This is a genomic window from Ensifer sp. M14 (genome assembly GCF_003355565.1).
Lineage (GTDB): Bacteria > Pseudomonadota > Alphaproteobacteria > Rhizobiales > Rhizobiaceae > Ensifer.
Map to the genome: position 1 here is coordinate 773,909 of NZ_QJNR01000007.1, position 21,063 is coordinate 794,971.

The 21,063-nt window shown below is 62.7% G+C and carries 25 protein-coding genes; 15 read left to right on the forward strand and 10 right to left on the reverse strand.

Features of this window, described 5'->3' with window-relative positions; genetic code table 11:
- The first annotated feature begins 49 nt into the window (after positions 1-49).
- Genes BLJAPNOD_RS25335 through BLJAPNOD_RS25345 form a run of 3 tightly spaced genes read left to right on the forward strand, consistent with a single transcriptional unit; the run spans position 50 to position 3,012 of the window.
- Positions 50-1,027 (forward strand): ABC transporter permease, encoded by a 978-nt coding sequence (locus BLJAPNOD_RS25335; protein ID WP_077501500.1) that lies wholly within the window; start codon positions 50-52, stop codon positions 1,025-1,027.
- Between the two features lie 13 nt (positions 1,028-1,040).
- Positions 1,041-2,240, forward strand: coding sequence for an alanine racemase (locus tag BLJAPNOD_RS25340; RefSeq protein WP_115421839.1), 1,200 nt, complete (start codon positions 1,041-1,043; stop codon positions 2,238-2,240).
- Between the two features lie 10 nt (positions 2,241-2,250).
- Positions 2,251-3,012, forward strand: coding sequence for an ATP-binding cassette domain-containing protein (locus BLJAPNOD_RS25345; RefSeq protein WP_077501498.1), 762 nt, complete (start codon positions 2,251-2,253; stop codon positions 3,010-3,012).
- 191 nt (positions 3,013-3,203) lie between these two features.
- Here the strand turns inward: BLJAPNOD_RS25345 and BLJAPNOD_RS25350 are convergent, their stop codons facing one another.
- Together BLJAPNOD_RS25350 and BLJAPNOD_RS25355 are read right to left on the reverse strand one after the other, a co-directional pair.
- A complete protein-coding gene (locus BLJAPNOD_RS25350; protein WP_115421840.1) occupies positions 3,204-3,905 on the reverse strand; it encodes an L-2-amino-thiazoline-4-carboxylic acid hydrolase in 702 nt (233 codons plus the stop codon).
- A gap of 203 nt (positions 3,906-4,108) precedes the next feature.
- On the reverse strand, positions 4,109-5,041 hold the full coding sequence (locus BLJAPNOD_RS25355) for a sugar ABC transporter substrate-binding protein (RefSeq protein WP_158556169.1): 933 nt from the start codon (positions 5,039-5,041) through the stop codon (positions 4,109-4,111).
- 45 nt (positions 5,042-5,086) lie between these two features.
- Between BLJAPNOD_RS25355 and BLJAPNOD_RS35450 the strand changes: the two genes are divergently transcribed.
- Positions 5,087-5,389, forward strand: coding sequence for a hypothetical protein (locus BLJAPNOD_RS35450; RefSeq protein WP_158556170.1), 303 nt, complete (start codon positions 5,087-5,089; stop codon positions 5,387-5,389).
- An 81-nt stretch (positions 5,390-5,470) separates the two neighbouring features.
- Here BLJAPNOD_RS35450 and BLJAPNOD_RS25360 read toward each other — a convergent pair whose 3' ends face one another.
- From BLJAPNOD_RS25360 to BLJAPNOD_RS25370, 3 genes are all read right to left on the reverse strand, one after another.
- Positions 5,471-6,121 carry a GntR family transcriptional regulator gene (locus BLJAPNOD_RS25360; protein WP_077501495.1) on the reverse strand — a complete coding sequence of 217 codons (651 nt, stop codon included), beginning with the start codon at positions 6,119-6,121 and terminating at the stop codon, positions 5,471-5,473.
- Positions 6,122-6,202: 81 nt separating this feature from the next.
- Positions 6,203-7,138 (reverse strand): 2-hydroxyacid dehydrogenase, encoded by a 936-nt coding sequence (locus tag BLJAPNOD_RS25365; RefSeq protein ID WP_115421842.1) that lies wholly within the window; start codon positions 7,136-7,138, stop codon positions 6,203-6,205.
- A 104-nt stretch (positions 7,139-7,242) separates the two neighbouring features.
- On the reverse strand, positions 7,243-7,647 hold the full coding sequence (locus tag BLJAPNOD_RS25370) for a VOC family protein (RefSeq protein ID WP_077501493.1): 405 nt from the start codon (positions 7,645-7,647) through the stop codon (positions 7,243-7,245).
- Between the two features lie 192 nt (positions 7,648-7,839).
- Here BLJAPNOD_RS25370 and BLJAPNOD_RS25375 point away from each other — a divergent pair, with 192 nt between their 5' ends.
- From BLJAPNOD_RS25375 to BLJAPNOD_RS25385, 3 genes are read left to right on the forward strand one after another with little or no spacing between them, the layout of a single operon-like run.
- Positions 7,840-8,796 carry an alpha/beta hydrolase gene (locus BLJAPNOD_RS25375; RefSeq protein WP_077501491.1) on the forward strand — a complete coding sequence of 319 codons (957 nt, stop codon included), beginning with the start codon at positions 7,840-7,842 and terminating at the stop codon, positions 8,794-8,796.
- A 6-nt stretch (positions 8,797-8,802) separates the two neighbouring features.
- Positions 8,803-9,723 (forward strand): dihydrodipicolinate synthase family protein, encoded by a 921-nt coding sequence (locus BLJAPNOD_RS25380; RefSeq protein ID WP_115421843.1) that lies wholly within the window; start codon positions 8,803-8,805, stop codon positions 9,721-9,723.
- Positions 9,720-10,127, forward strand: coding sequence for a RidA family protein (locus BLJAPNOD_RS25385; RefSeq protein WP_115421844.1), 408 nt, complete (start codon positions 9,720-9,722; stop codon positions 10,125-10,127). The genes BLJAPNOD_RS25380 and BLJAPNOD_RS25385 overlap by 4 nt, the downstream gene beginning before the upstream one ends.
- Positions 10,128-10,183: 56 nt before the next feature.
- Here BLJAPNOD_RS25385 and BLJAPNOD_RS25390 read toward each other — a convergent pair whose 3' ends face one another.
- Together BLJAPNOD_RS25390 and BLJAPNOD_RS25395 are read right to left on the reverse strand one after the other, a co-directional pair.
- Entirely contained in the window at positions 10,184-10,792 is a 609-nt protein-coding gene (locus BLJAPNOD_RS25390; RefSeq protein ID WP_115421845.1) for a malonic semialdehyde reductase, read from the reverse strand.
- 34 nt (positions 10,793-10,826) lie between these two features.
- Positions 10,827-11,606, reverse strand: coding sequence for a glutathione S-transferase family protein (locus BLJAPNOD_RS25395; RefSeq protein WP_158556171.1), 780 nt, complete (start codon positions 11,604-11,606; stop codon positions 10,827-10,829).
- Between the two features lie 110 nt (positions 11,607-11,716).
- Here BLJAPNOD_RS25395 and BLJAPNOD_RS25400 point away from each other — a divergent pair, with 110 nt between their 5' ends.
- From BLJAPNOD_RS25400 to BLJAPNOD_RS25425, 6 genes are all read left to right on the forward strand, one after another.
- Entirely contained in the window at positions 11,717-12,655 is a 939-nt protein-coding gene (locus BLJAPNOD_RS25400; protein WP_210189526.1) for a fumarylacetoacetate hydrolase family protein, read from the forward strand.
- Between the two features lie 40 nt (positions 12,656-12,695).
- A complete protein-coding gene (locus tag BLJAPNOD_RS25405; RefSeq protein WP_077501481.1) occupies positions 12,696-13,694 on the forward strand; it encodes an ABC transporter substrate-binding protein in 999 nt (332 codons plus the stop codon).
- Positions 13,695-13,721: 27 nt separating this feature from the next.
- The gene (locus tag BLJAPNOD_RS25410; protein ID WP_199566026.1) at positions 13,722-14,264 is read left to right on the forward strand and encodes a VOC family protein; all 543 of its coding nucleotides are present in this window, start codon (positions 13,722-13,724) and stop codon (positions 14,262-14,264) included.
- 168 nt (positions 14,265-14,432) lie between these two features.
- Positions 14,433-15,197 carry an ABC transporter permease gene (locus tag BLJAPNOD_RS25415; protein ID WP_077501478.1) on the forward strand — a complete coding sequence of 255 codons (765 nt, stop codon included), beginning with the start codon at positions 14,433-14,435 and terminating at the stop codon, positions 15,195-15,197.
- Complete coding sequence (locus BLJAPNOD_RS25420; protein ID WP_244611085.1) at positions 15,194-16,039, forward strand: ABC transporter ATP-binding protein; 846 nt, start codon at positions 15,194-15,196, stop codon at positions 16,037-16,039. The genes BLJAPNOD_RS25415 and BLJAPNOD_RS25420 overlap by 4 nt, the downstream gene beginning before the upstream one ends.
- A 268-nt stretch (positions 16,040-16,307) precedes the next feature.
- Complete coding sequence (locus BLJAPNOD_RS25425) at positions 16,308-16,739, forward strand: heme-binding protein (RefSeq protein ID WP_077501477.1); 432 nt, start codon at positions 16,308-16,310, stop codon at positions 16,737-16,739.
- A 121-nt stretch (positions 16,740-16,860) separates the two neighbouring features.
- Here the strand turns inward: BLJAPNOD_RS25425 and BLJAPNOD_RS25430 are convergent, their stop codons facing one another.
- The 3 genes from BLJAPNOD_RS25430 to BLJAPNOD_RS25440 are packed head-to-tail and all read right to left on the reverse strand — an operon-like array spanning position 16,861 to position 18,679.
- Positions 16,861-17,709, reverse strand: a complete 849-nt coding sequence (locus BLJAPNOD_RS25430; RefSeq protein WP_115421847.1) for a CoA ester lyase — start codon at positions 17,707-17,709, stop codon at positions 16,861-16,863.
- The gene (locus BLJAPNOD_RS25435; protein WP_115421848.1) at positions 17,706-17,885 is read right to left on the reverse strand and encodes a hypothetical protein; all 180 of its coding nucleotides are present in this window, start codon (positions 17,883-17,885) and stop codon (positions 17,706-17,708) included. Before BLJAPNOD_RS25435 ends, BLJAPNOD_RS25430 begins: the two co-directional genes overlap by 4 nt.
- Entirely contained in the window at positions 17,885-18,679 is a 795-nt protein-coding gene (locus tag BLJAPNOD_RS25440; protein WP_115421849.1) for a helix-turn-helix domain-containing protein, read from the reverse strand. The genes BLJAPNOD_RS25435 and BLJAPNOD_RS25440 overlap by 1 nt, the downstream gene beginning before the upstream one ends.
- Positions 18,680-18,994: 315 nt before the next feature.
- Between BLJAPNOD_RS25440 and BLJAPNOD_RS35225 the strand changes: the two genes are divergently transcribed.
- Complete coding sequence (locus BLJAPNOD_RS35225) at positions 18,995-19,180, forward strand: hypothetical protein (RefSeq protein ID WP_139353897.1); 186 nt, start codon at positions 18,995-18,997, stop codon at positions 19,178-19,180.
- A 520-nt stretch (positions 19,181-19,700) separates the two neighbouring features.
- The gene (locus tag BLJAPNOD_RS25455) at positions 19,701-20,963 is read left to right on the forward strand and encodes an MFS transporter (RefSeq protein WP_115421851.1); all 1,263 of its coding nucleotides are present in this window, start codon (positions 19,701-19,703) and stop codon (positions 20,961-20,963) included.
- The last annotated feature ends 100 nt before the right edge of the window (positions 20,964-21,063 follow it).

The following is a 21,063-nucleotide window of genomic DNA, read 5'->3' on the forward strand; positions in this document are numbered from 1 at the left end:
CCTGCCGCAGGGGGCGCCTGTCTCCCTGCTGCCTTCTGGAGGAAATAGGATGCCCAGTGCCAATACCGCTGCGTCAGGCAGGCCGAATGGCTTTGCCAACCGCATAAACCTGCAACAATACGTCGTCTATTTCGGCTTTCTGGCGATTTTCCTGTTCTTCGCCATCGTCTTGAAAGACAGCGGTTTTCTGACCGTCCGCAACCTGTCGAACATTGTGCTGCAGACGGCGCCGGCGACAATCATGGCGATCGGTCTGGTTTTCGTCATGTCGGCTGGAGAAATCGACCTGTCGATCGGCTCGACCGTGGCGGTCTCGGCGCTTGCCGCAGCCGTGACGATGAACGACTACGGGCTGGTCGCCGGCGTACTCGCCGGGCTCGGTGCTGGCTTGCTGGTCGGGTTGCTGAATGGCGTGCTGGTCGCCTATGTGAAGCTGCCCTCGTTTCTGGTCACCTTGGCGACGTTGGGGCTTTTTGCCGGCGTGTCGCGCTCGATGACCGATCTGCGGTCGATTCCGGTCACGAATGGTACCTTCACCGGTTTTTTCGGCTCGGGCGCATTCCTCGGCATCCCCTCGCTGATCTGGTGGACGGTGATCGCCGTCGCGATCGGTCATCTTATCTACCGTGAAACCCGTTTCGGCGCGCATGTGCTTGCCGTCGGCGACAACAGCCGTGCAGCGGGCGTGTCCGGCATCAGCGTGCCGCGCATCCGGCTCACCGTCCTGATGATCAGCGGCGGCCTCGCCGGCCTTGCCGGTCTGCTCTACGCCGGCCGTCTGCAGGCGGCGAAATACACGCTCGGCGAGACTGATCTCATGACGGTCATCGCGGCCGTCATCGTCGGCGGCACGTTGCTCAATGGCGGCAAGGGCTCGATCATCGGGGCATTGGTCGGCTCGCTGATGATGGGCATGTTGAACAATGGGCTGATCCTGATGGGCCTGTCCGTCTCCGACCAGATGATCGTTCGCGGTCTCATCATCCTTGCGGCGGTCGCGGTATCGCTGCGCGAAAAATCCCGCTGAAGGAAGATCCACCATGTTTCTCGACGTTTTGCGCCGCCGCAACCCCGCCTTCATCGAGGCTGCAATGGCCCTGCATCAGCAGGGTAAAATCCCTGCCAACGCCTACGTGCTCGACCTGGACGCGGTCGAACGCAACGCCCGCATTCTGAGCGATGAAGCGGCTCGCCTGGGGCTGAAGACCTTCGCGATGACGAAACAGGTCGGCCGGTCGAGCTCCTTCTGCCGTGCGGTCAAGCGTGGCGGTATCGAGCGGGCCGTGGCGGTGGATATGGCCTGCGCGCGGGCAACCCACAATGCCGGTCTGAAGCTCGCCCACCTCGGCCATCTGCAGCAAGTCGCACGCCATGAAGCGGCAGCGGCATCCAAGCGCTTCGAACCCGAATACTGGACGGTCTTCAATGACACCAAGGCCGCCGAAGCGTCGGCGGGTGCGAAGGCTGCAGGACGAACGCAGGGTCTCCTGGCGCGCATTCGCGCCGAGGGGGATACGTTTTATCGCGGCCATGAAGGCGGATATGATGCCAGCGAGGTCGCTGCTGTCGCCGACCGGCTGGATGCGCTTGATGGCGGTCGGTTCGCGGGCATCACGACCTTTCCGGCCCTGCTCTTTGATCTTGCCACACGCAAGGTGCTGCCGACGCACAACCTTGCCACCCTTTCGAGGGCAGCGGAGGCCCTTGCCAGGGCCGGCCGCAAGGACATCGAAGTCAATGCCCCTGGAACCACGTCGAGTGTCATGCTTGCGGCACTTGCGGAGGCAGGTGCGACACAATGTGAACCTGGCAACGGCCTGCACGGCACGACCGCCCTGCATGCGATGGAGGATCTGCCGGAAGTCCCGGCAGTGCTCTATCTGACTGAGGTGTCGCATCTGTCGGGTGGCAAGGCCTATTGTTTTGGTGGCGGCTTCTACATTGATCCGGTGTTCCCGCCCTATGACGTCAAGGCGATTGTCGGCGCTGAGCCCACCACGGCTGCCGACGCGCTACGCAGTGTCGAGGTGCCGCCACCTTCGGCCATCGACTATTATGCGATGATTGACGCGACCGGTGCTGCCGAACCCAAGCCCGGCGACACAGCAGTGTTCGGCTTCCGCGGCCAGGCGTTCGTAACGCGTGCCTATGTCGTGGGCGTGTCCGGCATCGCCAAGGGCGAGCCGGTTGTCGAAACAATCGAAAACGGGTTCGGCGAAACCGCCGCCTGGCCGGTTTAGGAGAACGAGCATGACTGTGAATGCAGAAGCCACACAGAGTGCGCCGGTTCTTCGGCTGCAGGACATCCGCAAGTCCTTCGGCGGCATTGTTGCCATCGAGAATTTTTCGCTCGAGGTCTATCCCGGCGAGATCGTGGCGCTTGTCGGCGACAATGGTGCCGGCAAGTCGACGCTGATCAAGATCATCTCCGGCGTCCATCCGCCGACGTCCGGAACGATGACGATCGAGGGCGAAACGGTGACCATGTCGAACGCCACGATGGCGCGGGCGCACGGCATCGAGGTCGTCTATCAGGACCTTGCGCTCGCCGATCAGCAGAGCGTCTACATGAACATGTTCCTTGGCCGCGAGCCGACAAACCGCTTCGGCCTGCTGGACCGTCGACGGATGATCGACGAGACCGACAAGCTCGTGAAGGAGCTGGATGTTCGCATCCCGTCAGCCCATGCGACGATCCGGGATCTCTCCGGCGGACAGCGCCAGGGCGTGGCGATCGCGCGTGCCACCCATTGGGCAAGCAAGCTCATTCTGCTCGATGAGCCGACGGCAGCGCTCGGAGTTGCCGAAACGGCCAAGGTCGAGGAAATCGTGCAGTCGCTGAAGAGCCGTAACATCGGCGTCCTGATCATCAGTCACAGTCTTGACCAGGTGTTCAAATTGTCAGACCGCATCTGTGTCCTGCGGCGCGGCAAGCAGATCGGCGTGCGCGAAACCGCCAAGACCGACAAGAACGAGATCATCGCGATGATAACCGGTCTGCAGCACAGCTAGCCAAGAAGCCGGCGGCTGTCTGCACGGCCGGGCGGATCTCGGCGACGGGTGAGCCGCAAGGAGCGCCGGTTCGTGACCGGCGCCGTGGTTCTCGGTGAGCCGCTATAGCGTGTCGTTGCCGCAAAAGTGCGCACCGGTTTTGCGATCGCGACATATGCAGGCACAAGAGCTTAAGGCGCCGGAAGCGAATCTTAGAAATCGCGACGCGCTTTGTGCGTTTGCGAGATTTTGCAAGGTTCGGGCGACAAAACCGACTCAGCTCCATTGCCGCTTTGGAGGGTGAAGCGAAAGTCGCAGTGGGGAGCGCCTTCGGCAATGGTCTGCTTGCGATGAAGGACAGCACCCCATTGCGCCGCCATCCGATAGTCCAGGCTGCAGGCGGCATGGCGCGTGAGCTCGGGAACGCCTTGCTGCTTGAAATAGGCTGCCAGCGGGCATGCGAGGACATCAAACACGAGCCCTTCTCCCGACGGCGTTCGTGATCGCTTGAATGGGGCGGTGAAAACCAGCGCGAACATGGCGTCCAGCATCCAGCGGATTCGGGTTTTCTGCCAACGGGTGAGCAGGCGCGTCATGCGGAAAGCCGATCCGATCGGCGCTTTGAACAAATCCCAGTTGATCTCCTCGATCAACGCCCCGGCTCTGTCACGGCTGAGGCCCTGTTCCCGCGCGGCGCGATAGAGCGCGCAATCCCACTCCATGTAACGCAGCAGAAGATTGACGCCTATGGAGTGCTTCGGCTGTTGCTGTCTGAGAGCGTGCTGGAGGTTCCGGGCGTCACTCCAGATCAAGGTCGCCATCTGTGGCGAGACCGATGTAGAGAGACGCCGCCGGGCAGCGCGCTTGAACGCCACGCCTGGCAGGCAGAGCGCCAATGACGAAACGAAGCCCATCTTCCCCAAAACACTCCGCTGGATGGTACCCGGTTGGCACACTGGTGCGTCAATCCCCTCAAGGGGAATAGCACATAAGTTGAACCGAGCCGCAAGCCGGTGTGCGCTTTTGCGTCGGTCTTGAAGATAGGCAGAAACGCAAACAGGGCCAAGCTCAGCCGGGCCCTGTCGATTTGCGCTTGTCTTCGAAAGACCGTGGATGCCTATGGCTGGTAGTCGGCCGGAGCGATGATCTTGCTGAAGTCGTAGGAGGCCACCTTCTCCCGGGTGACCAGCAGTGCCGGCGCTTCGATCCGGCCGAGCACCTTGCCGCCTTCGATCGCGGCTGTGGCTTCGCGCATCGCGTCGCGTCCCATCGAAACCGCGGGCTGCAGCGACGCGCAGGTCAACGTGCCATTGTCGAGCGCTGCGCGTGCCTCGTCGTTCAGGTTCGAGGTGGATACCTTGAACTTGTCCATGGCCTTGGCTTCGTCGAGCGACTTGATCGATTCCACCGCCATCGTGTCTGCTGCGGTGAAGATGCCGTGCATGCCGGGATAGGCCTTGGCCCATTCGGCGACAGCAACGCCGGCATCCTTTGTTCCGCCTGCCTTTTCCGCGACGATCTTGATGTCGGGGAAATCAGCCTCGATCGTGTTCTTGAAGCCGGTGACGCGAAGCTTCGCCCAGATCTCGTCCGGGCCGGCGAAGAGGCCGACTTCACCCTTGCCGCCGATTGCCCGGCCGAGGCAGATGCCCTGCAGCCGGCCCATGCCGATATTGTCGGCACCGACGAAGGACGTCAGCCGATCGGACTTCGGCGGAACCGAGAGCGCGATGACAGGGATGCCCTTGTCTATGGCTTCCTCGACGGCCGGCGCCACGGCCACGGCGTCGGCAGCGCCGATAATGATGGCGGCAACCTTCTTGTCGATGAAGCCGCGGATCTGTTCGATCTGCAGTTCGGCCTTGTCTTTGGCATCTCCCTTGATGACGGCGTAGCCCTTCTCCTTGCCCGCCGTTTCAACGCCGTACAACCCGGCCTTCCAGAACGGCGAGGCGAAATAGGGGACCGTCACCCCGATCGTCTTCTGCGTTTCGGCTGAAGCGGGAGTGGCCAGCGCGCCGACAGTGGCGACCGCCAGAACCAACGTCATATATCGTGCATTCCTGCCCATGATTTCTCCTCCAGAACTCGGGTCATGAATTTCGTCGGGGCGTTGTGGCGCGCCGACCTTTGTGCATTCAATACAGATATTATGTATGCACAGATGATTGTAAGAATGCAAACACATAAATTTGCACATCTGGAAGTTGGCGCGCATTGGAGAAAGCCCACCTTGAGTGACGCCCCGACATGCCCCGGCAAGCGGCCGCAGCGTCAGGAAATTCAGGATAATGGGACGAAGAAGAGCGAAAGCAGCGCCGGGAACTGGCGCTGTCTGTTGGTCGACGAAGGCAGACGGGGCAGCGTCGACGCGCAGCCAGGCAAAGCCATGGGTTGATGGGTCAACCAGCCCGCGAGAGGCCGCGCAAGCGGGTTCGCCCCGCGACCGGTTCAGATCCGCAAATGCCGGCGGGCGAGACTATTTGCTGGCTGCTGCCGTAAACCGTCGCATGACGCCAGCGCTCAGGCGGGCATTGTGCTCGGAAAGGGCGGCATAGGCGCCGGCGGCGTCGTTGGCGCGGATGGCGTCGACGATCTTCTGGTGCTCGTCGAGCGACTGCTGCAACCGTACGTCGGCAGGACCCGCCTGGTGCTGGCGGAACGGCGCCAGCCTGACCCTGAGCTCGACCGCCATGGCGGCGATCGTGGTGTTGTGGGCGCCGCGGCAGATCGCGTCGTGGAACTTGCGATTGATGTCGCGGCAGCCGTCGAGATCCTGGTTGCCGACGCATTCGGCATAGAGCCGATGGAGTTCGTAGAGCTGTTCGCGCTCCATGCCCGTCATGCGCTGGGCGGCCAGCCGGGCGCAGGACGCCTCGATCTCGCATTCGGCCTCCAGCATGTCGGCCATCTGCTCGACGTCGATGCGCGCGACGATGCCGCCGCGTCGAGGATTCATCTCGATCAGTCCGCGTGCGCCCAGTTCGCGCATCGCTTCGCGCACGGGGGTTCGGGAAACGCCGAATTTCTCGGCGATCATCTTTTCCTCAAGCTTCTGCCCAGGGGTCATCACACCCTTGGCGATCTCTTCCGCCAGAGCCTGATAGATCTGAGAGGCGATAGTTGTCATGCGCGCAGCTTTCCTGTCTTCACGACATTGAGCGACCTTCAGCCGAAGGTGCTTGGAATCGATTTAATGACAGCCAGGGATTTATGCAAGTTGAGCTGTCAGGGCGCGGCCCTCGCGGGCCGCGTCAAGGTTGTGCAACAGGGCGGTTACCTGGGCCTCTTCTGCCGCTGGCGAGCGTCCCGCCATGTGCGGCGTGAGGACGACATTGTCGAGGTCGCGAAGCGGTGTCGGCAGCTCAGGTTCGCCTTCGAAGACATCGAGCCCGGCGCCGGCGATGCCGCCGCGCTGCAACACCTCAACGAGTGCCGCGGTATCCACGACCATGCCGCGCGAAATGTTGACCAGAAAACCCTTCGGTCCGAGTGCCTCCAGCACTTCGCGGTTAACCAGGTGCCGCGTCGCCGGCCCGCCGGGGCAGGCAACGACCAGAAAGTCGCTGATACCGGCAAGCGCTACCGCGTCGGGGACACGCGGCCAGGCGACCCCGGACATGGTTTCCGGTGTCGTGTAGGTCACCGTCATCCCGAAGGCTTCGCCGCGCCGGGCAATGGCCTGGCCGATATTGCCAAGCCCGATCATGCCGAGCCTTGACCCTGACAGCGTCGGGCGGGGCGAACGGATTGCCGCCCATGCGCCTGTCCGCAGCGCCCGGTCACGGGCGCAGATGTCGCGCGAGACCGCCAGCATCAGCGCCAGCGCGTGATCGGCAACTGTCTCCATGTTGGTGTTCGGCGCATGGGTGACGCGCACGCCCTGCTGCCTGGCTGCTCCGAGATCGATATTTTCGTAACCGGCACCATAGGAGCAGACGAGATCGAGGCCCGGCAGCTGCGCCATGTCGGCTTGCGACAATCCGGTGCTGCCGTTGGTCACGACCGCCCAGACGGTGCTCGTGTCGAGAGCCGGTGATCCGCTGCCCAAGCCATTGGGCAGCGTGATCACATCGTAGGCACTGGACAGACGTGACAGGCATTTTTCGGAAACCGGTATCGAAACCACAATCGTCTTTCTCGCCATGTCAGTATCTCCAATGTGTTTGTCGTGTCGTCCCGTTCTGCGAGCCGACGATATTTCAGGCAGGTGGCGTGCCGCGCCGGAGGCGCGGCCGCGACAGGCCGTGATCAGGCGGCGTTGACGTTCTTGACCGCGCCCTTCCAGCCGTTCTCAGTGACGTCGAAGACGATGCCTTCGGGCGTCTTGTACTTGACCTCGTAGAACACGTTCGGATTGGTTTCCTTGCGGCCGGCCATGTAGGAGCCGCCGGCAGCGCGCACCAGCTGGTCGGTTTCCTCGACGGAATCGACCCAGACGCCGAAGTGGATGAGGCCGTTATAGTCCTTCTCGGTCTCGAAGCCCGGGACGGGCTCTTCGCCGAAATTGAGCAGGGCCACGTTCATGATGCCGTCGGTCATGTAGACGCCGCGCATGGCCTGGCCGGCGCGGGTCATGCCGAATGCCTTTTCGAAGAACTGGGCTGCAGCTTCCGGATCCGAAACCGCGATAGCGAGATGGCGCAACTTTGCCATGGGTCAATTTCCTTCTGTCGATGAAGAGCGCGACGCGACATGCGGCGCGCAACACGAAGTCAAATCGTTTCGTGTATGCAATTACTAATCTGTGTATGCAAAATGGTTGTCAAGTGTGTTTTTGGGTGTTATCGAAATGCACAACGGCGCCGGTCCACGGAAAACGCCGTCAGATCAGCATGGAGGTGCGGGATGAGGTTTGCGGGATTGACGGTCACGGATCAGGCGAGGCTGGACGCCGTCGGCGCCATCTGGAACGACGACCTGGCGGCAAGCCGCAAGGTCGTGCTCGATGTCTACCGGCCGCATGTCGAAGCAAGCGTTGCCCGCCAGCCACTGGCTGAACACCGCGACATCCCCTATGGCGAAGACGGCGCGCAGCGCCTGGACGTGTTCGAAAGCGCCTATTCCTGCGCCGGCGGCCGCCGGCGCAATGTCGTTGCCTTCGTTCACGGCGGGGCCTTCACGCGCGGATCAAAGAGCGCCGACGGGCTGATCTACGACAACGTGCTGCGCTGGTTCGCCCGCCAGGGCTTTGTCGGCGTCAACATCGAATACCGCCTGGCACCCGGGGCACAGTATCCGCAGGGCGCGCGCGACGTCGCCGCGGCGATCGACTGGATAACCTCCTCGATCGCCGATTACGGCGGCGATCCGCAATCCATCCTGCTCATCGGTCATTCGGCCGGCGGCTGCCATGTCGCGGGCTATCTCTATGATCCGGAAGCCGGGCGATTAGCGAGCCCCGCGGTCAAGGGCGCGGTCTTCATCAGCGCACGGCTTCGCGCCGATCAACTGGCCGACAATCCCAACGCCGCCAATGTCCGGCAGTATTTCGGGGACGATATCGCCACGTACGAGGCGCGCTCCCCCGTGACCCATGCGGGCACGCGCGACCTGCCGGTGCTGGTCGCCGTGGCAGAGCACGAGAACCGCTACATCGATGCCTATGGTGCCGAATTCGTCCAGCGCCATGCGCTCCGCAAGGGCAAGGCGCCGCGTTTCCTGCAGCTCAACCGCCACAATCACACGTCCATCGTCGCGCATTTCGACACGCGCGAGGAGGAGCTTGGACGCGAGATTATCCGGTTCGCCCAGCAGGAATGCGGCTTCTTTTCCTGCGGTCTCACCTGTCAAAATCGAAAGTGAACAGCCATGAATCCAGACCTCTTTTCCGTCTACGCTCCGGTCCTGACACCCTACAAGGCTGACCTGAGCTGCAACACACCCCGGTTCATCGAGCATTGCCGCTGGATCGTCGAACAGGGCGCCGGGCTCGCGGTTTTCGGCACCAACAGCGAAGCCGCGTCGCTGGCGTTGCGCAAGAAGCGCGACCTGCTCGATGCGGTCGTCATGGCCGGCATCCCGACGAAGGCATTGATGCCGGGGGTCGGTGCCTGCAGCCTGGAGGAAACCATCGAGCTTACGCGTGCGGCCGTCGATGCCGGCGCGCCCGCAGTGCTCGTCTTGCCGCCGTTCTTCTTCAAGCCGCTGACGACGGACGGTCTCGCCCGATACTACGGCCGGCTGATCGAAGCGGTCGGATCCGATCGCCTCTCGATCGTTCTCTATCACATCCCGCAATTCACCGGCGTGCCCATCACCCTTGAGCTGATCGAGACCCTGCGGCGCCGGTATCCCGCCAACATTCTCGGCGTGAAGGACAGTTCCGGTGATCGCGATACGCTGAACGGCTTTCTCTCGGTCGGCAACGGGTTCCGCGTTTTTCCCGCTTCCGAGATCCTGCTCGGCGAGACCATCGAACGCGGTGCGGTCGGCTGCATTTCGGCAACCGCCAATGTCAACGCCAAGGCGATGGTCGATGCGGTCGCGGCTTCAAGGACTTTGGGTGCCGCACAGGCTTTCGCTCCGATAGCGCCGGTACGTGCAATGTTCCAGCAGTTCCCGATGATCCAGGCCATGAAGGTGGCGATGGCTCGCCATACCGGCGACGAGACCTGGCGGGCCGTGCGGCCGCCGCTGGTCGAACTTGACCGTCAGGCCGAGCAAAAGTTCGTCTCCGCCTCCACCGAGATCGGCTTCAAGCCCTGGGCTGCGACGATGGAGCCCGCATGAACGCGTCGGTTCCGGGGGCCATAAAGCCGCTTGCCAATTATCCCGATCTCAAGCGGGCGGGCGGATTGTTCTTCCTGTCCGGCATGAGCGCCCGGCAGGCGGATGGCACAATTGCTGGCTCAGCAAGCGACGCTGACGGTCAAACGACCTACGATGTCGCCGAGCAGTTGCGGGCGATCCTGCGAAAGGTCGGCGAGACGCTTGCCCGCAACGGCGGGAGTTTCGGCGATATCGTCGATGTCACGGTGTTTCTGACCGACATGCGCTACTACCGGGCGATGAACGACGAATACAATATGTGGTTTGCCGCCGATGGGCCGGCCCGCACAACGGTTGGCGTCAACGAGCTGCCGCATCCCGATATGGTCGTGGAATTGAAGGTGGTGGCGCGCGCGCCGGCCTGAGTCTTGGCGATGTTCTGACGGAAGGCCCCCGGTGATCTCACCGGGGGCTTTTGCCGTTAGAGGATCCGGCAGACCTCTTCGAATGGCAGCCGCGGGTGCCGGGCAAAGAGTTTGGACGGGTCGCCATGGCCGAGGCCGCAAATAAAATTCGATCTCAGCTGCGTATGCTCGAAGAAGATCGCATCCACCGCTTTGGCGTCGAAGCCGGAGATCGGGCCGCAGTCTAGCCCGAGCGCGCGGGCCGCCAGCATGTAGTAGCCCGCCTGCAGCGTGGCGTTCCGAAAAGCTGTGTCCTCGACGAGGTGCGGATTGCGCTCGAAGAACCCTTTGCCGTCCGTATGCGGGAACAGAAACGGCAGGCGCTCGGCAAAGGCGAAGTCGGTCGCGAAGATGGCGACGACAGGGCAGGTCATCATCTTCTCGACATTGCCGGCGGCAAGCGCCGGGCGCAGGCGGTCCTTCGCCTCTGTCGTGACGAGGTAGGTGATCCTCAGCGGCGAGCAGTTCATGCTCGTCGGTGCCAGGCGGGCGAGATCGTGGATCTGCTCGATCAGCGCGTTTGGCACGGGCCGATCGAGCCAGCCGTTCTGGCTTCTTGCCTGGGTGAACATTCTTTCCAGCAGGCCGGTGTCCGGTTGCGTGGATGGGAGGCTTCGATGGTCCATGGGTTCCCTTTCGGACGTTGGTTATCTCGGCGGTTTATGAATTGGCGGCAGCGATCAGCCGTTCGACCAGGGCGCAATCGACGAGCGGATCGGGGCGTTCGGTTTCAGGCCCCTTGGCCAGAGGAAAGCTTGGCCGGTTTCTGATTTTCGTCGCCCATGCGTGAACATTCGGAACGGCATCAAGAAGGGTCGACATGGCGAGCCGATCGAGCCGGTCGATGAAGGCGGACATCGCCACATCCGCCAATGTGTAGGTTTCTGCCGCAAGCCATCGCCGTTGCGAGAGTGCCTCGTCCATTTCGGCAAGGACCTGCTTCATCGTCGCAATCGAACGGATGATCGCCGGGCAATCGATCGGGGCTGTTGCTGCCTCTCTGTAAGCATCGGCGCGGGCCGCGATCGGATGGCGGTCCATCGCGGCGTCGAGCGCGCCCGCCGGCAGCCGCTGTACGCGCACCTTCAGGATCAGGTTGAATGTCGGTGGCCTGACGGCCGGATGAACCACGTTGTCCGCCACCGACGTCCACGCACGCACGCGCTGCCGCACGTCAGGCGCCGTCGGCAAGAGCCCGCCGCTCGCCAGGTCATTCAGTCGCTCGTTGATGCGCGACGATTCGGTGACGATCTCATCGCCGAACCTCAATGCCGGCACGAGGCCGAGTGGGTTGATGGCGAGGAAGTCCGCCTGGAGATTGGCAAAGGCTGCGAGATCCACGCGGCGGGAAATCCAGGGAAGGTCAAGCTCGGCGAGGCAGAGGCGGACCTTGTGGGATTGGATCGACCCCCATTCGTGAAACAGCTCGATACGCCCCATGTGCATTTTTTCGCAACTTTCGTCTCTGTGTGCACCAGTGTACTTGACAAGAATACATAATGACGAAATTGTATGCAAGACGATACCGACAGCATGGAAGGAGACAGCCGGTGGTTTGGCATGCGCTTGGGCAAAGGCTCATCAGGGAAGAAATACGACCGGTCATCGTGACCGAGCAGGGGGTCTACGATCTGGATCTGGTGTCGCGCGTCCTGGGGCGGCCGGGCGAGGACTGGAGCCGGTGGCGTGCAGGCGGCATCGCCGCGATGCTCGACGCCTGGACCGAGGTCGAGCCGGCGCTGGCAGCGCTTGCCGACAACCTTGCCGCCAGCGGCCCGAAGTTCGAGCCGCTTGGAACGGGGACGAAGCTTTGCGCGCCCTATCGTCCGGTCCGGATCTTTGCTACCGCTTCGAATTATGTCGAGCATGCGCAGGAGATGGGGACGGTGCTAGCGGCGAAGTCCGAGAGTCAGCCCTTCGTCTTCATGAAGGCGGATTCGAGCGTGATCGGACCCGATGAGGCGATCATTCTTCCGCAGCGGGCACAGAAGGTCGACTGGGAGGTCGAGCTTGCAGCCGTCATCGGCATCGGCGGCCGCGACATTCCGGTCGAAAAGGCACTCGACCATGTCGCTGCCTATACCGTCATCAACGACATCACCTCGCGCGACCTGACACGCCGCAGCGACTTTCCCTTCAAGCATGACTGGTTCCGCGGCAAGAGCTTCGACACGTTCGCGCCGCTCGGCCCCTGGCTGGTCCCGGCCGATTGTGTCGGCGACCCGCAGGACCTGCGCCTGACGCTCGACGTCAACGGAACCCGCAAGCAGGACGACAGCACCGGCTCGATGATTTTCTCGGTGGCCGAGCAGATTTCCTATCTGTCGTCGATCCTGACGTTGCGTCCGGGCGATCTCGTCGCAACCGGAACTCCCGACGGGGTCGGAATGGGCACGGGAGAATTCCTGAATGCCGGCGATATCGTCACGGCCGCCGTGGAGAAGGTCGGCACCATCACCAATCCGATCAGAGGAGCTCGGATCGACTAACACCCAAACCGCCAGCAATGGCTAAACTGAGGAGGACAGTATGGCTAAAAAGTTTGGAAATTCACTTCGCCTGGCCGCATTGGCCGGAGCGCTCGCTTCGATGATGACGGCTGCCCAGGCGGCCGAGGAAATCTCGTTCAACATGTCGTGGCTGCCGCAAGGGAGCGTGGGAGGCGTTCTCGTTGCCAAGGCCAAGGGCTTTTACGACGAGGCCGATCTCAATGTGTCAGTCTATCAGGGCTATGGCGGTCAGCGCACCGTCAACGAGATCGACCAGGGCCTGTTCGATATCGGCTACGGCGACCCGGTGAGCGTCATTCTCAACCGCGTCAACGGCGGCAAGGCCGTCTTTGTCGGCTCGATCAACACCGTCTGGCCGGGCGCGCTTTGTTACATCCAGAAGGACGGCGAGAAGACGCCGGTGCTTGCCGATTTCAGCGGCAAATCGGTCGGTGGCGGTGCCACATCGCCGGTCCAGAACATCGTGCCGGCCTGGCTCGAGCAGAACGGGCTGCCGAAGGATCACCTGAAGCTGCTCCGGATGAACCCGGCGGTCATTACTTCGTCCTTCCTTGAAGGACAGGTCGACCTTGCCGAATGCTGGGAAGGTGCCAGCCTGCCCATTCTCAACGAGAATGCACAGGAGACCGGCAAGAAGATCGGCATGATCAAGTACCGGGATTTCGGTCTCGACATGTATGGCAGCGGCTTCGTCACTACCGAAGCGATGCTGGCCGAGAAGCCCGAGGTCGTCGACAAGTTCCTCGACGCCTCCTACCGCGGCTACGAATACATGGCCGCGCATCCGGAAGAATCCGCCGATCTGATCGTCAAGCAGTATCCGACGCTGAAGAAGAGCGTCGTGCTCAACCAGATCAAGCAGATCAACGCGCTCGTGCGCGATCCGCACGCGGAAAACAAGGATCTCGGCTTCGTTCGCGCCGATCGCATGGAAAAGACGATGGGCTTCGTGCGTGAAGCATTCGTCGTCGACGACAGCATCAAGACCGTCGACCTCTACCGCAACATCAGTCGCTGAGGTCGGCCCAAACCTGGGATGAGGAACATGAAGAAGAAGATCAACGTGCGGAAGCTTGGCCATATGGTGCTGATGGTCCGCGACATCCAAAAGTCCGTCGATTTTTATACCAATGTCGTCGGCCTTGAGGTCTCGGACTGGATCGAGGACAAGATGGTGTTCCTGCGTGCAGGCAGCGACCATCACGATCTCGCTCTGTCGCAGTTGCCGGCGGATTCGCCCGATCGTGACGATCTGCCGAAGTACACGAGGCCGGGCCTCGAGCACTTCTCCTATCTCGTCGACAGCCTCGAAGACATGGAAGCTGCCGCCGAGATGTTGCAGGAGCGCGGCGTCGAGATCGTCCGCGGTATCGGCAAGCACGGTCCGGGCGCCAACTGCTTCCTCGTGTTCAAGGATCCCGACGGCAACAATTGCGAGATCTACTGTGACATGATCCAGGTCACGGAGGACAACCCGCATACGCCGCAGGTTTGGGAGCGCAACATCGACGCGTTCGACCAATGGCGCTTCAAGCGCTTCGTCGTGCCGCCACCGCACCAGGTGGTCAAGGACAAGCAGGGTCAATGAGTCCCCGAGCGTTTCGGTTCAACCTGCGTGACAGGAACGCTCGCTCTCCTTGCTCCCAAGGCATTGCCTGGGGAACGCCGCTTCAGGCGTTTCCCGGAGATGCTCCAGCGCGCCGACGCCAGTCGTCGCGTCTCACCACGGATGCCAACTCGCTCTTCGGAGGCCCACATGCCAGGCGTTACTTCGCGACTTGCCGCCTATAGCCAAGTCGTCTTGTTTTTCGGTGCTTTTCTACTCTTCTGGGAATTTGGCGTCCGATATTTCGAAGTCAAAAGCTACATCCTTCCGCCGATCTCGGCGATCGCCGTCGCGGTCTGGGAAGCGCGAAGCGAAATCTTCGAGAATTCGATGTACACGCTTGCCGAGGTGCTGATCGGCTTCGGCGCCGCCGTCGTCGTCGGCGTCATGCTCGGCATGGTCGTCTATGTCTCGCCCTTTGCCCAGCGCACCATCTATCCGCTTGTCACCGCGTTGCAGACGACGCCGAAAAGCGCGCTGGCACCGCTGATGATCGTCTGGTTCGGCTACGGCTTCATCTCCAAGGTGGCGATGGCGTTTCTGTTTGCCTTCTTCCCGATCGTTGTGGCGACGCTCGGCGGCTTTGCCGGCACGGCGAAGAACCTGGAGGAACATTTTCGCGCGCTCAATGCCGGGCCTTGGCGCACCTTTACGACGCTCAGGCTGCCAAGCGCCTTGCCAAGCTTCATCGATGGATGTCGGGTGGCGATGCCGCTTGCGATGATCGGCGCGATCATTGGCGAACTCGTCGGCTCCGAGCGCGGCCTCGGCAACCTGATCATGCTGGGAACCGCATCGACGCGCACCGACCTCGTCTTCGGCTGCATCATCGTGATCACGCTGATTTCGCTGGCGCTCTACGCCCTGATCGAGTTTGCGGCCAAGTCGGTCTGGTGGCGGGGAATTCAGGTATGAACATTTCAGTTCGGGAGGAAAAGATGGTGTCGACAGCCACGGCCGAAGTGCCGAAATCAGGTAAGGGTTTGAACGTTGCGGCCGAGCCTGCCGTCAACCATATCGAGGCGCAAGGTCTCAACAAGACCTTCGGCTCGTTCAAGGCACTTGAGGATATCGACTTTACCATCAACAATCAGGAGTTCGTGTCGGTGCTCGGCCCGAGCGGCTGCGGCAAGAGCACGCTGCTGCGCATCGTTGCCGGCCTGATCCCCTATGAAAGCGGCTCGGCGACGATCAAGGGCGAGAAGGTACGGGCGCCGCGCCCGGATGTCGGCGTGGTCTTCCAGACCAACAACATGCTGCCGTGGCTGACGGTCCGCCGCAATGTCGAGCTTGGCGCGCGCATCCGCAACATGCCGGCAGACGCCCGCGACGCGGCGGTCGACAAGATCCTCGACGTGCTGTCGCTGACCAAGTTTGCCGATGCGCATCCGCATCAGCTGTCTGGCGGCATGCGCCAGCGTGCTTCGATCGGCCAGGCGCTGGTCCTCGATCCGCAGATCCTGCTGATGGACGAGCCCTTTGGCGCGCTCGACGCGCTGACCCGCGACAAGCTCAATGTCGAATTGCTGCGCATCTGGCAGGAATCCCGCAAGACCGTGATGCTGATCACCCACAGCATCGCCGAAGCCGTATTCCTCTCAGACCGCGTGCTCGTCATGGCCGATCGCCCCGGCAAGATCGTCGAGGAAGTGACGATCGATCTGCCGCGTCCGCGCAATGCGGCCACCACCCGCGCGATGCCGAAGTTCGGCGAATACGTCGCCTATCTCGGCAAGGTCATGGGCGTCGCCAGCTAGAGCCCTTGGAGGCAAATGCCAAACGCCTCTCCGCCCGAAATGCGCGAGGACGAGAGATAGAGCGGTTTTGCGGTTCCGCCTAAACGGAAACGCACAAGCGGCTCGATCTTGCCCGCCTCTTCGGAAGATTATCTCCGGGGAGGCGGGCAAGTTGCGTTTGTCGTGACTTACGAAGCGGACTGGCATTCGGGAATCCGGGTTGCCTTTCCTGCCATCAACGGAAATCATCAGGCCGGCGTGCACCGGCAAAATTGCGATTGGAATTGTTATGCCTCAACTGACACTCGAACTCGCCAATGGGATTATCCGCGCCGCATTCGATGCGGCGGCAAAGGGCGGGATGAAGCCGCTTTCGGTGGCCGTTCTCGACGCCGGCGGCCATCTCATCGCTTTCCAGAAGCAGGACGGATCCTCGATGCTGCGCTTCGAGATCGCCTCGGGCAAAGCCTACGGCGCGCTTTCCGTCGGCATGGGCTCGCGTTGGCTGAGCAATACGGCGATCGAGCGGCCGCATTTCGTGCAAGGGCTTTCGGCCGTCTCGGGCGGCCGCATCGTGCCGGTGCCCGGCGGCGTGCTGGTGCGCACGGCTGACGGCGATCTCATCGGTGCGGTCGGCATCACCGGCGATACGTCCGACAATGATGAAGCCTGTGCCGTCGCCGGTATCGAGGCGGTCGGCCTCGTGGCGGATGCCGGATAAATAGAGCCTGAGGGCACAGGCTCCTCAAACAGCGTGTGCCCAAGCCCATCAAGCACAAGTCGGAACGATGCGTTTCGCGGCGGCCGCGCCTGACGCGACGCCCTATCCTCGGGTGATGCGATCAGCCCGAGGCGCGCGCAAGAAGTGCGCGGGCGCGGTTGACGATCGGCATGTCGACAAATTTGCCTTCGAAGGTGAAAGCGCCGATCCCGGCCTGGTTGGCTTCATCGGCGGCCGCGATCAGGCGACCTGCCCGCTCGAGTTCCTCTGGTGAAGGTGAAAAGCCGTCGTTGAGGAGGGGAACGACGCTCGGGTGAATGCAGGTGGCGCCGTCGAAACCGAAATCCCTCGCTTCGGCGATGGCCGCCGCCAATGCCGGCTTGTCGGCATAGTCGGCGGTGCTGCGCAGCAGTCCGAAGGACAGAACGCCGGCGGCCTTCGCGGCATAATGGACCATCAGCTTCGGCAGTCGCAGAACTTCCGGTGTCGGCTGGGCGCCCATGGCGGTGGCAAGGTCTTCGCCGCCGATGGAGAGCGCAAAGACGCGCGGCCCCGCGGCGATCGACGCGGCGTTCAGCAGTCCGGCCGGGTCCTCGATCAGCGGTGCAAACTGCATCGGCTGGCGGCTTGCAGCCCCTTCCAGCGGCCGCAGGTACGCGTCGAGCCGGTGGAGAATTTCGGGCGAAGACACCTTGGGAATGTAAAGCGCCTGCGCGCCCGCCTCGCGGGCGGCAGCGGCATCGGCCAACATGGCGGGTTCGTCGTGGGTGTTGATCCGGACTATCACCTGAGCGCCGCCCCGACCGACCATGGTTACGGATCGACCGAGTGCTGCGCGCGCTGCGTCCTTCTCGTTGGCGGCGACGGCATCCTCCAGGTCGATGATCACAGCATCGGCGCCGCGCTCGTGGGCCTTTTCCAGAAAGCGCGGCGAACTGCCGGGAACATAAAGCAGCGAACGTAACCTCATTCGGACCGGCCTCCCATGGCCACGCCGCGTTCGTCGGCCGACAGATCGGCGGCGCCGAGTATGCCACGGGTGCTCTGTGCAAGCGAAAGCGATGGTCGCGCCTGGGGTTCGGCGCGACCGACATTCACGCCGATGCGGCAGGCAAAGTCGACGGAAGCTTTTGGCAAATAGGACATCAATTCCTCGCTGGGGTTTTCCCGCTCTTGAACATCCGCCGCGAAAGCGCCTCGCTTGCGCGGCGCCCTGCCTCGACCGTCGCCTCGGTGACGCGACCGAGGTTGGTGGCGATCCGTTCGCGCGGGCCGGACACGTTGACGACGGCGACGATGCGACCCGCGGGGTCGCGGATTGGCGCTGCGACCCCCGCCGCTCCCTCGACCCGGCCATAGAGATTGGCGACATAGCCTTCCCGGCGCGCGGCGCTCACGCGCGCGGAGATGGCTCCCGGGTCGTCCTCTTCGGAGACGGAGAGGCGGAGATAGGCTTCGAGATCCTCATCCGTCAGGCCGGACAGCAGCATCAGCCCGCTTGCCACATAGTGGGCGACACGCTGCGTTGCGATGTCGCGGTCATAGCGGATCTCCCGCATCGGCAGGATCTTGTTGAGATAGCGAACCTGCCGGTCATCCGTCAGCACGGCGATGAAACCTGTCTCCTCGATTGCAGCCACCGTTTCGCGCAGGATCGATTCCGCTACTCTCAGGATCGTGCCCCAGCCGCTATTTGCTTCCGACGGCTCGCCGGGCAGCCGGATCAGCAGATAGCGTCCGTCGGCCTGGCGGGTGACGTAACGGGCTTCAACCAACGTGCGCAGCAGTAGCAGCGTGCTGCTTTTCGGCAGGCTCAGCGCTTGCACGACCTCGACAAGCGAGACGGCTTCGCTGCGCGATGCCAACCACTCGACCAGGTCTAAAATTCTTTCCGCGCCTCGGCCGCCCATCGCGATCCTTTTGTTCAGTATATTGAACATACACCGTATATTGAACCTACTGAGCGCGAGCACCCACGTCAAGGTGCCGCCGGCTTGGCCGTCCTAGGAGGTATCCTTGGGCTATGCGCCCGCCAGTGGCCGACACGAACGCTTCGGTTGATCCGCTCCTTCCGAAGACTTTCGCGGCGGATTGGCTGATGCAATCGAGCCGTGTCGTCATTTCAGTCCGCAATAAATCTTGAAACGGCCGATCAAACGCTTGCCTCCATTGGCAGGCACGCTGCCTTCTTGCCCGGTCCTCGACCATTCCTGTCGAGCCGCAACCTGGCCAGTGTTCGAATGAGGAGTGAACATATGCGTAAGCCTAAACTGACAGAAGCCGCGCGCCCCATCCCCGTTCCAGGTTACAAGCCGGTGGCCCTTCCGGCTGTCCGTGCCGCCCACCTGATGCTGAAAAGCAAGCGCGATGCCGACGTGCGCCACGCTCAGAGAGCGGCGACGATGCGCATCGTCAATCAGTTCGATCGCGACACCGACTGACGATCTGAAGTCTGCCGATTTTCCCAGGCGCAGGAGCGTCCGGTGGTCCAGTTCCACATAGGAGCCGTCTTCGAAGGTCGCGAAGACGGCTTTATTTCGCGCCGCCAGCTGGCGCAAAGCGCCCGCAACATTATCCCGCGACAAGGGGACCGCCGCGGAGCATATCGCCGCTCAGGCAGGTTCTCCGCCGGAACTCGGTTGTTTCCTGTTCAAGCACGGGCATAGGTTCCGCAATCTGGTCGGCCCATGCCGGCGCGGATCGGCTTGGTTCGAGCGTGCCGGCGCGCCCGCTTGACGTCGGAAATAGCGCATGCGAATAATAGATCAAGTAATCGGTTAATTAAATCCGATGCTTCGATCTCACCCGGCTGCGTGCAGCCTTGCCCAGTCCTCCAGCACCAACTGTGTTCCGATGCTCGCCTCCGTCAGGCAATCCCAGCGCCATTTATGCCCGATGGCCCGCGCATGAAACCCCATTCTATTCGCGTAAGGCGGCGACTGCCGGTGCTGGGCAGTCGTCATGGCTGGCGCATTCTCGACGCTCGGAAATGCCGTCGCCATGGTGGCTTTGCCGTGGTTCGTGCTGACGTTGACCGGAAGCCCTTTGTGGACCGGCATTGCGGCTGCCGCAGGCGTCTTGCCGATGATTGCCGGCTCGCTGTTCGGTGGCGGCCTTGTCGATCGCTTCGGCCCGCGCTGGATCGCATTCACCGGTGATTTGACGAGCGCGCTTGCGGTCGCAGCGGTCCCGTTTCTCTATCATCTCGATATGCTCGGGATCGGCACGCTCGTCGTCCTGATTGCGATCGGCGCGGCAATGGACGGACCGGCATCGATCGCTGCCGAAAGCCGCCATCCGGAACTGGCGCGTCTTGCGGGGTTCCGGCTGGAGCGGGTCAAGGCCGTGGATGAGCTGATCGAGAATGCCGGCGTGCTCGTCGGGCCGGCGCTTGCCGGCGTGATGATCGCGCTTGTTGGCGTCGAGGACACCTTGTGGTTGACCGCCGGATGTTCGCTCGCCGCAGCGATGCTCGACGTCATCTCCCTGCCGACGCGCCGGAAATCGGCGGGCGGCGAGGATGTCGCGATCGGTCTGGCTGGCGCATGGGAAGCCGTCCGGTTTCTGCTAGGCGATCCGCTGCTGCGCAGCCTGATCATGCTCGGGACGCTGTTCGGCATCATCTTCGGTGCGATGGAGGCGGTCGTCATGCCGGCCTTCTTCAAGACAACAGGGCAAGGCGCCATGAGCCTCGGCTTGTTTCTGTCGGCAAGCGGCGGCGGCGCCATCGTCGGAACCCTTGCCTATGCCGCCTGGGGACACCGGCTTTCCGGGCGCGGGATACTGATCTTCGGTTGCGCCGTCGAGGCGCTCGCCATTCTCGTCCTCGCGCTCGCACCTCCGGTTTCGGTGCTGATCGCCGCCGGCGCCGTGGCCGGTTTTGCGACGGGACCGATCGGGCCGATCGTCGCGACCGCCGCGCTTCGCCGTGTGCCGGTCAAGCTGCGCGGGCGGGTGCTGGGGGCGGCGGATGCGCTGGAACTTTCGGCGATCCCGCTGGCTATCATTCTTGCCGGCGGGGCGGTCGAAATCTTTGGCGCGCAATGGCTGCTCTTTGGTTGCGCCGCAGCCCTGGCTGCGACGACACTGCTCGCCGTGTTTCTGCCGGGCTTGAAGCAGCTCGATCTCAGGCGAACCGCGCACACGACACGGCCGGTGGCCGGCGATGTTGTCGGTGCGAAGGAGCAAGCAGCCGCAACAGCGCCTTGCGCTGGGCCGAAATAAATGGACGGGCGTTATCGCCGCGTACCGGTGGGGAGGTAGATCGAACCTGCCGGGCGCACCAGCGCGCCCGGCAGAGCCTTGGGAGGCTATCTCATTGCTG

Bases quoted from the DNA above. Each gene is read 5' to 3' on its own strand.
- BLJAPNOD_RS25365 (WP_115421842.1), bottom strand. From the start codon at position 7,138: ATGGCGAGAAAGACGATTGTGGTTTCGATACCGGTTTCCGAAAAATGC.
- BLJAPNOD_RS25405 (WP_077501481.1), top strand. From the start codon at position 12,696: ATGGCTAAAAAGTTTGGAAATTCACTTCGCCTGGCCGCATTGGCCGGA.
- BLJAPNOD_RS25350 (WP_115421840.1), bottom strand. From the start codon at position 3,905: ATGGGCTTCGTTTCGTCATTGGCGCTCTGCCTGCCAGGCGTGGCGTTC.
- BLJAPNOD_RS25395 (WP_158556171.1), bottom strand. From the start codon at position 11,606: ATGGGGCGTATCGAGCTGTTTCACGAATGGGGGTCGATCCAATCCCAC.
- BLJAPNOD_RS25345 (WP_077501498.1), top strand. From the start codon at position 2,251: ATGACTGTGAATGCAGAAGCCACACAGAGTGCGCCGGTTCTTCGGCTG.
- BLJAPNOD_RS25455 (WP_115421851.1), top strand. From the start codon at position 19,701: ATGGCTGGCGCATTCTCGACGCTCGGAAATGCCGTCGCCATGGTGGCT.
- BLJAPNOD_RS35450 (WP_158556170.1), top strand. From the start codon at position 5,087: ATGAATTTCGTCGGGGCGTTGTGGCGCGCCGACCTTTGTGCATTCAAT.
- BLJAPNOD_RS25385 (WP_115421844.1), top strand. From the start codon at position 9,720: ATGAACGCGTCGGTTCCGGGGGCCATAAAGCCGCTTGCCAATTATCCC.
- BLJAPNOD_RS25430 (WP_115421847.1), bottom strand. From the start codon at position 17,709: ATGAGGTTACGTTCGCTGCTTTATGTTCCCGGCAGTTCGCCGCGCTTT.
- BLJAPNOD_RS25435 (WP_115421848.1), bottom strand. From the start codon at position 17,885: ATGTCCTATTTGCCAAAAGCTTCCGTCGACTTTGCCTGCCGCATCGGC.
- BLJAPNOD_RS25340 (WP_115421839.1), top strand. From the start codon at position 1,041: ATGTTTCTCGACGTTTTGCGCCGCCGCAACCCCGCCTTCATCGAGGCT.
- BLJAPNOD_RS35225 (WP_139353897.1), top strand. From the start codon at position 18,995: ATGCGTAAGCCTAAACTGACAGAAGCCGCGCGCCCCATCCCCGTTCCA.
- BLJAPNOD_RS25375 (WP_077501491.1), top strand. From the start codon at position 7,840: ATGAGGTTTGCGGGATTGACGGTCACGGATCAGGCGAGGCTGGACGCC.
- BLJAPNOD_RS25415 (WP_077501478.1), top strand. From the start codon at position 14,433: ATGCCAGGCGTTACTTCGCGACTTGCCGCCTATAGCCAAGTCGTCTTG.
- BLJAPNOD_RS25410 (WP_199566026.1), top strand. From the start codon at position 13,722: ATGAAGAAGAAGATCAACGTGCGGAAGCTTGGCCATATGGTGCTGATG.
- BLJAPNOD_RS25420 (WP_244611085.1), top strand. From the start codon at position 15,194: ATGAACATTTCAGTTCGGGAGGAAAAGATGGTGTCGACAGCCACGGCC.
- BLJAPNOD_RS25425 (WP_077501477.1), top strand. From the start codon at position 16,308: ATGCCTCAACTGACACTCGAACTCGCCAATGGGATTATCCGCGCCGCA.
- BLJAPNOD_RS25440 (WP_115421849.1), bottom strand. From the start codon at position 18,679: ATGTTCAATATACTGAACAAAAGGATCGCGATGGGCGGCCGAGGCGCG.
- BLJAPNOD_RS25360 (WP_077501495.1), bottom strand. From the start codon at position 6,121: ATGACAACTATCGCCTCTCAGATCTATCAGGCTCTGGCGGAAGAGATC.
- BLJAPNOD_RS25370 (WP_077501493.1), bottom strand. From the start codon at position 7,647: ATGGCAAAGTTGCGCCATCTCGCTATCGCGGTTTCGGATCCGGAAGCT.
- BLJAPNOD_RS25335 (WP_077501500.1), top strand. From the start codon at position 50: ATGCCCAGTGCCAATACCGCTGCGTCAGGCAGGCCGAATGGCTTTGCC.
- BLJAPNOD_RS25355 (WP_158556169.1), bottom strand. From the start codon at position 5,041: ATGACGTTGGTTCTGGCGGTCGCCACTGTCGGCGCGCTGGCCACTCCC.
- BLJAPNOD_RS25390 (WP_115421845.1), bottom strand. From the start codon at position 10,792: ATGGACCATCGAAGCCTCCCATCCACGCAACCGGACACCGGCCTGCTG.
- BLJAPNOD_RS25380 (WP_115421843.1), top strand. From the start codon at position 8,803: ATGAATCCAGACCTCTTTTCCGTCTACGCTCCGGTCCTGACACCCTAC.